The sequence below is a fragment of the Buchnera aphidicola (Neophyllaphis podocarpi) genome (assembly GCF_964059055.1).
Taxonomy (GTDB): Bacteria; Pseudomonadota; Gammaproteobacteria; order Enterobacterales; family Enterobacteriaceae; genus Buchnera_M; species Buchnera_M aphidicola_A.
Map to the genome: position 1 here is coordinate 1 of NZ_OZ060387.1, position 6037 is coordinate 6037.

General features: G+C 23.8%; 5 protein-coding genes. All 5 read left to right on the forward strand.

The window, feature by feature from the left end; translation table 11 throughout:
* The first annotated feature begins 165 nt into the window (after positions 1 to 165).
* On the forward strand, positions 166 to 1731 hold the full coding sequence (gene leuA, locus AB4W60_RS02765) for a 2-isopropylmalate synthase (protein WP_367676342.1): 1566 nt from the start codon (positions 166 to 168) through the stop codon (positions 1729 to 1731).
* Complete coding sequence (leuB, locus tag AB4W60_RS02770) at positions 1715 to 2806, forward strand: 3-isopropylmalate dehydrogenase (protein WP_367676343.1); 1092 nt, start codon at positions 1715 to 1717, stop codon at positions 2804 to 2806. Before leuA ends, leuB begins: the two co-directional genes overlap by 17 nt.
* A gap of 11 nt (positions 2807 to 2817) precedes the next feature.
* Entirely contained in the window at positions 2818 to 4221 is a 1404-nt protein-coding gene (gene leuC, locus AB4W60_RS02775; RefSeq protein WP_367676344.1) for a 3-isopropylmalate dehydratase large subunit, read from the forward strand.
* Between the two features lie 9 nt (positions 4222 to 4230).
* A complete protein-coding gene (gene leuD, locus AB4W60_RS02780) occupies positions 4231 to 4848 on the forward strand; it encodes a 3-isopropylmalate dehydratase small subunit (protein WP_367676340.1) in 618 nt (205 codons plus the stop codon).
* 170 nt (positions 4849 to 5018) lie between these two features.
* A complete protein-coding gene (gene repA, locus AB4W60_RS02785) occupies positions 5019 to 5864 on the forward strand; it encodes a plasmid replication initiator RepA (protein WP_367676341.1) in 846 nt (281 codons plus the stop codon).
* Positions 5865 to 6037: the final 173 nt, after the last annotated feature.

Genomic DNA, 6037 nt, shown 5'->3' on the forward strand with positions numbered 1-6037 from the left:
ATATATGCAAGTTATTATTTTAGATAAATGCTTTCTATATAATAGATGCAAAATTACATTAATCAAAAAAAAAAGTAAAAAAAAATAGACATAATTCTTTAAATAACTATATACTTTTAATAAAATTTATATTAAATTGTATTAAAAACAAAAAAACAAAAGAAAATGAAAAATAGAATCATAATTTTAGATACAACTTTAAGAGATGGAGAACAATCTTTAAAATCAAGTCTAAATACAAAAGAAAAAATTGAGATAGCATTATCATTAGAAAAATTAGGTATAGATATATTAGAATTAGGGTTTCCGATATCCTCACCTCAAGAATTCAATTCAATAAAAGAAATATCAAAAATAATAAAAAATTCTACTATATGTAGTTTAGCAAGATGTGTAGAAAAAGACATAGATATAGCTGCAAAAGCTATGAAATCATCAAATAATTTTAGAATTCATATCTTTTTAGCAACATCTTATTTACATATAAAATCAAAACTACAAAAAACTTTTGAAGAAATAGTTCAGTTATCTATAAATGCTATAAAGATAGCAAAAAAATATACAGATGATATTGAATTTTCATGCGAAGATGCAGGAAGAACAAGTATAGATAATTTATGTTATATAGTTGAAAAGTTAATAAATGAAGGTGTAAAAACAATTAATATTCCAGACACGGTAGGATTTACTATACCTAGTCAATTTGGTGATATAATAAAAAATTTATTTAATAGAGTTCCTAACATAGACAAAGCAATTATCTCTGTACATTGTCATAACGATCTTGGTATGGCTGTTGCAAATTCAATAGCAGCAATTCAAAATGGAGCAAAACAAATTGAAGGGACTATATTAGGTATTGGAGAAAGAGCTGGAAATACGTCAATAGAAGAAGTATGTATGGCTATAAAAATAAGAAAGGATTTATTAAAATTTAAAACAAATATAAATCATAAGTATATATATAGAACTAGCAAGTTAGTAAGTAAAATATGTAAAATAAAAATTCCTTCAAACAAAGCTATAATTGGAAATAATGCATTCTCACATTCTTCAGGAATACATCAGGATGGAATAATAAAAAATCGAAAAAATTATGAAATAATTAATCCTGAAAGTATAGGGATAGAAACAAATAGGTTAAATTTAACTTCAAGGTCGGGAAGAGCTGCTATTAAATATAAAATGAAAGAAATGGGTTATAAAAAAGAGGATTATGATTTAAATCAACTTTATGATTTATTTATTAAATTGGCAGACAAAAAAGGACAAATTTTCGATTATGATCTTGAAAATCTAGCTTTTTTAACCAAAGAGGAAAATGAAAGTCATTTTTATAAATTAATTAACTATGAAATAAACTTTATCTATTCAAATAAATCTAAATTTTTAATAAAATTTAAACAAGGAAAAAAAACAAAAAAAATTGAATTAGAATTCTCGAATAATTTTATATATTCTCTAATAAAATTATTTAATAGAACAATGAATATTAATATTAAAATTTGTAATTATGAAATGAATATAAAGAACAAAGAAAAAAAAGAAATATGTTCAATAAATATTAAAGTAGAATATGAAAGCCAAAAATTCTATGAAATTATTGAGGGATATGATATGTGGGAAATCTCAATAAAATCTATATTTAATATTCTTAACAATATTAAAAAAAAAGAAAGATTAAAAAAAATAAAATTAAGTAAGGTTAATCTAAATGACAAACGAATATAGAATATCTGTTCTTCCCGGCGACGGAATAGGACCAGAAGTTATGTTTGAAGCAAAAAAGATATTAAAATTAATTTCAAAAAAATTTAATTTAAATATAAAAATTAAAGAATATGAAGTTGGAGGAAAATCTATTGAAAAATATGGTACTCCTTTGACTAAAAAAACAATAATAGGTTGTGAAAAATCTGATGCAATACTTTTTGGTTCAGTAGGAGGACCAAAATGGGATTCATTGCCTATTGATAAAAGACCTGAAAGAGGTTCTCTTTTAAAATTAAGACAAAAGTTTAATTTATTTGCAAATTTACGCCCATCAATTTTATATCCTGAGTTAGTTGATTTTTGTCCTTTAAAAAGAAATATTTCTAATCTGGGCTTTGATATTTTATGTGTAAGAGAATTAACTGGAGGAATTTATTTTGGAAAACCTAGAGGAACTAAATTTAATGAAAAAAAAGAGGAATATGCTTTTGATACTGAAATATATTTCGCTTCAGAAATACAAAGAATTGCAAATTTAGCATTTAAATTATCAACAAAAAGAAAAAAGAAATTGACATTAATCGATAAAGCTAATGTTTTAGAAAGTTCTATTTTATGGAGAAAAATTGTAAAAAAAACATCTAAAGATTATCCGGACGTAAAATTATCATATCTTTATATTGATAATGCTGTTATGAAAATCATAAAAGAACCAAACAAATTTGATGTAATACTTACATCAAATTTGTTTGGAGATATAATTTCAGATGAATGCGCGGCAATAAGTGGATCAATAGGTATGCTTCCTTCCGCTAGTTTGAATGAAAAAAAATTTGGTTTATATGAACCTTCAGGAGGATCTGCTCCAGATATAGCTGGTAAAAATATATCTAATCCTATATCACAAATATTATCTCTATCAATGTTATTTAGATATAGTTTAAATCTAACATATATATCAGATTTGATAAACAAATCTATAAAAAATGCATTAAAACAAGGTTATAGAACCAAAGATATATCAGATGGAAGTAATTATGTAAGTACTCAAGAAATGGGAGATAAAATTTTGTTCGAGATTAATAACAACTGATGGATTATAAAATGAAAAGAACTTTATATCAAAAAATATACGAGTCACACATAGTAAGAAAAAATAAAAATTTAAATAATGCATTAATATATATAGATTTACATTTAATTCATGAAGTTACTTCTCCTCAAGCTTTTAATTCTATTAAAATTAAGAATAGAAGAGTAAGAAATCCAGAAAAAACCTTTGCTACAATGGATCACAATGTTCCAACAGATAGTAGAAATATAAAAGATTCAGGTATAATGGCACAAAAACAAATGAATGAATTGATTGATAACTGTAAAAAATTTAATATTAAATTATATGACTTAAAACATAAAAATCAAGGTATTGTTCATATCATAGGTCCTGAAAATGGAATGACGCTTCCAGGAATGACAATAGTTTGCGGTGACTCTCATACTTCTACTCATGGAGCATTTGGTTCTTTAGCTTTTGGTATAGGAACTTATGAAGTAGAACATGTTTTATCTACTCAAACTTTAAACCAAAAATACTATAAAAATATGAAAATTGAAATAACAGGAAATATTCCAAAAAATATTTCTGCAAAAGATATTGTCTTATATATAATAGGAAAAATGAGTTCTTCTGGATGTAATGGATATATTATAGAATTTTGCGGAGAAGTAGTTTCAAATTTAAGTATGGAAGGTAGAATGACTATTTGTAATATGTCTATCGAAATGGGAGCTAAATCAGGAATAATTGCCCCAGATGAAATAACATACAAATATTTAAAAAATAGAAAATATTCACCTAAAGGAGAAAATTGGGAAAAAAGTTTGAAATATTGGAATAATTTAAAATCAGATGAAAATGCTTTATTTGATAAAATAGTTCGATTTAATATAAGTAACATTGAACCTCAAATTACCTGGGGAACAAATCCAGGACAAGTAATTTCAATAAATGAAAAAATACCTGAAATAAGTGATTTTAAAGATCCAATAGAAAAAAAATCAGCAATAAAATCTTTAGAATATATGAACATTAAACCAGGTCAGAGTCTTAAAAATTTATCAATTAATAAAGTTTTTATAGGATCTTGTACTAATGGAAGAATTGAAGATTTAAGAGATGCTGCAATTGTCGCAAAAGGTAATAAAATCGCTAAAAATGTAGAATGTTTAGTAGTTCCAGGATCTCAAAAAGTTAAGATTCAAGCTGAAAAAGAAGGATTAGATAAAATATTTTTAGAAGCAGGTTTTGAATGGAGATTACCAGGTTGTTCTCTTTGTTTGGCAATGAATAAAGATATATTAAAACCAAAAGAAAGATGTGCTTCTACCAGTAATAGAAATTTTGAAGGAAGACAAGGTAATAATAGCATGACTCATTTAGTTAGTCCGTCAATGGCTGCAGCGGCCGCAATAACAGGATATTTTATAGACTTTAGAGATATAATATAGAATAAAAATATGATAAAATTTACAGTGCATAAAGGTATTATATTACCTTTAGATATAAGTAATATAGATACTGATATTATAATACCTAAACAATTTCTAAAAAAAATCACAAGAAGTAATTTTTCTAAAAATTTATTTCATAATTGGAGATTTATTGATGAAAAAGGTTTAAAACCTAATCCTTCGTTTATTTTAAATAATAAACTTTATAAAAATGCAAGTATATTAGTTACTAGAGAAAATTTTGGTTGTGGTTCTTCAAGAGAACATGCTGTTTGGGCTTTGCAAGATTATGGATTTAGAGTAATAATTTCTTCAGGTTTTGCTGATATATTTTATAATAACAGTTTAAACAATAACCTTTTGCTCATTATATTAAAAGAAGATAAAATAAATGAGATAATGAATCTTATAAAAAATAATAAAATTAACTATGCAGAAATCAATTTAAAATATAATTATTTAAAAATCATAAATAAAAAATATTCATTTCATATCGACAAATATTTTAAACTAAAAATAATTAAAGGAATTGATGATATTGATATAACTATGAATGATTTTGAAAAAATATGTGCTTATGAAAGCAAGATACCAAATTTCTTACAAAGAAATTTTAGTCAATAATTTTTAATATTTATTAATCAATATTAAGTCTGATTTTATTTTTTAATTACTTATTTTATTTAATAGATTTTAGTTATTTATTTTTGAAAAAATAAATAACTAAATATAAACCAACTGATATTGAATTCATAATAATTAGTTGGTAAAAATCTAAGAGAATTTTTAAAACAATGAAAAGAAAAAGATATATATATAATCCTAATCCTATTTTTGTTAAACCATTAAATCAAAAAAAAAGACCAGCTTTCATAAGATATGCAATGAAATGTGCAAAAGATATAGATGTAGCTAGAAGTGAAATTAATTATGTAATAAAACCTAAAAATCCAAGAACAGGAAACAAAATAGTAAGATTTAGACGTCTTAATGAGCATAGAGCACGTGCAATGAGAGCAATTGTACAAGCAATGTTATATCACTATAATATTGCTTCTGAATTGGTTTTAGCATCAGTAGAACAATTGTCAGATGAATGTGGACTATCCACTGTTTCTTTAGCTGGAAATAAGTCTATTACAAGAGCTTCTCGTTTAATAACAGATTTTATGGAACCCATGGGTTTTGTTGTTTGTGAAAAAATTTGGGATAATATAATAAAAACTTATATTCCTAAAATGATAACTATAACTCCATTGTTTTTTATGTTATTTGGTATATCTAAATTTAAATTAGATAATGCTAGAAGACAACATTTAGGTTGGATTAATAGTTGTTTAAAAGAGAAAGGTGAACCTTCTATAACTGTAATAGAAGCTAAAAGAATAGCAAAAGATATACATATAAAGAATGCTTTTAAACATAGAAAATCTATTTATATTTTTAATAAACAAAGAAATCAAGCAAAAAAGTTAATAGAACTTGATGAAAAATCAGCAAAACAAAAAATATTACAAGATTTAGTAAAAAGGTATTCAATTGGTGAATTAGTTGATATGGGTGTTAATGGTTTAAAAAAACAGGTTAGTATGGAATACTTTAGGATAAAAAAGATAGCAGGTAATATATTTTTTAGATAGATTATTTTTTAAATAAAAATATTATTTAAATGCGATTTTTTTTTCGTATCTTTATCTTTTTCTAAAATTTGCATATATGTAAAAAATAAATTTAAAAAGAATAAAAATATATTATATTTTGAAAAAATTTCAAAATATAATATATTTTTATTCTTTTTAAATTTATTTTTTAC

Excerpts from the sequence above, each read along its gene's own strand:
- leuB (WP_367676343.1), top strand. The coding sequence starts at position 1,715 with ATGACAAACGAATATAGAATATCTGTTCTTCCCGGCGACGGAATAGGA.
- repA (WP_367676341.1), top strand. The coding sequence starts at position 5,019 with ATGAAAAGAAAAAGATATATATATAATCCTAATCCTATTTTTGTTAAA.
- leuC (WP_367676344.1), top strand. The coding sequence starts at position 2,818 with ATGAAAAGAACTTTATATCAAAAAATATACGAGTCACACATAGTAAGA.
- leuA (WP_367676342.1), top strand. The coding sequence starts at position 166 with ATGAAAAATAGAATCATAATTTTAGATACAACTTTAAGAGATGGAGAA.
- leuD (WP_367676340.1), top strand. The coding sequence starts at position 4,231 with ATGATAAAATTTACAGTGCATAAAGGTATTATATTACCTTTAGATATA.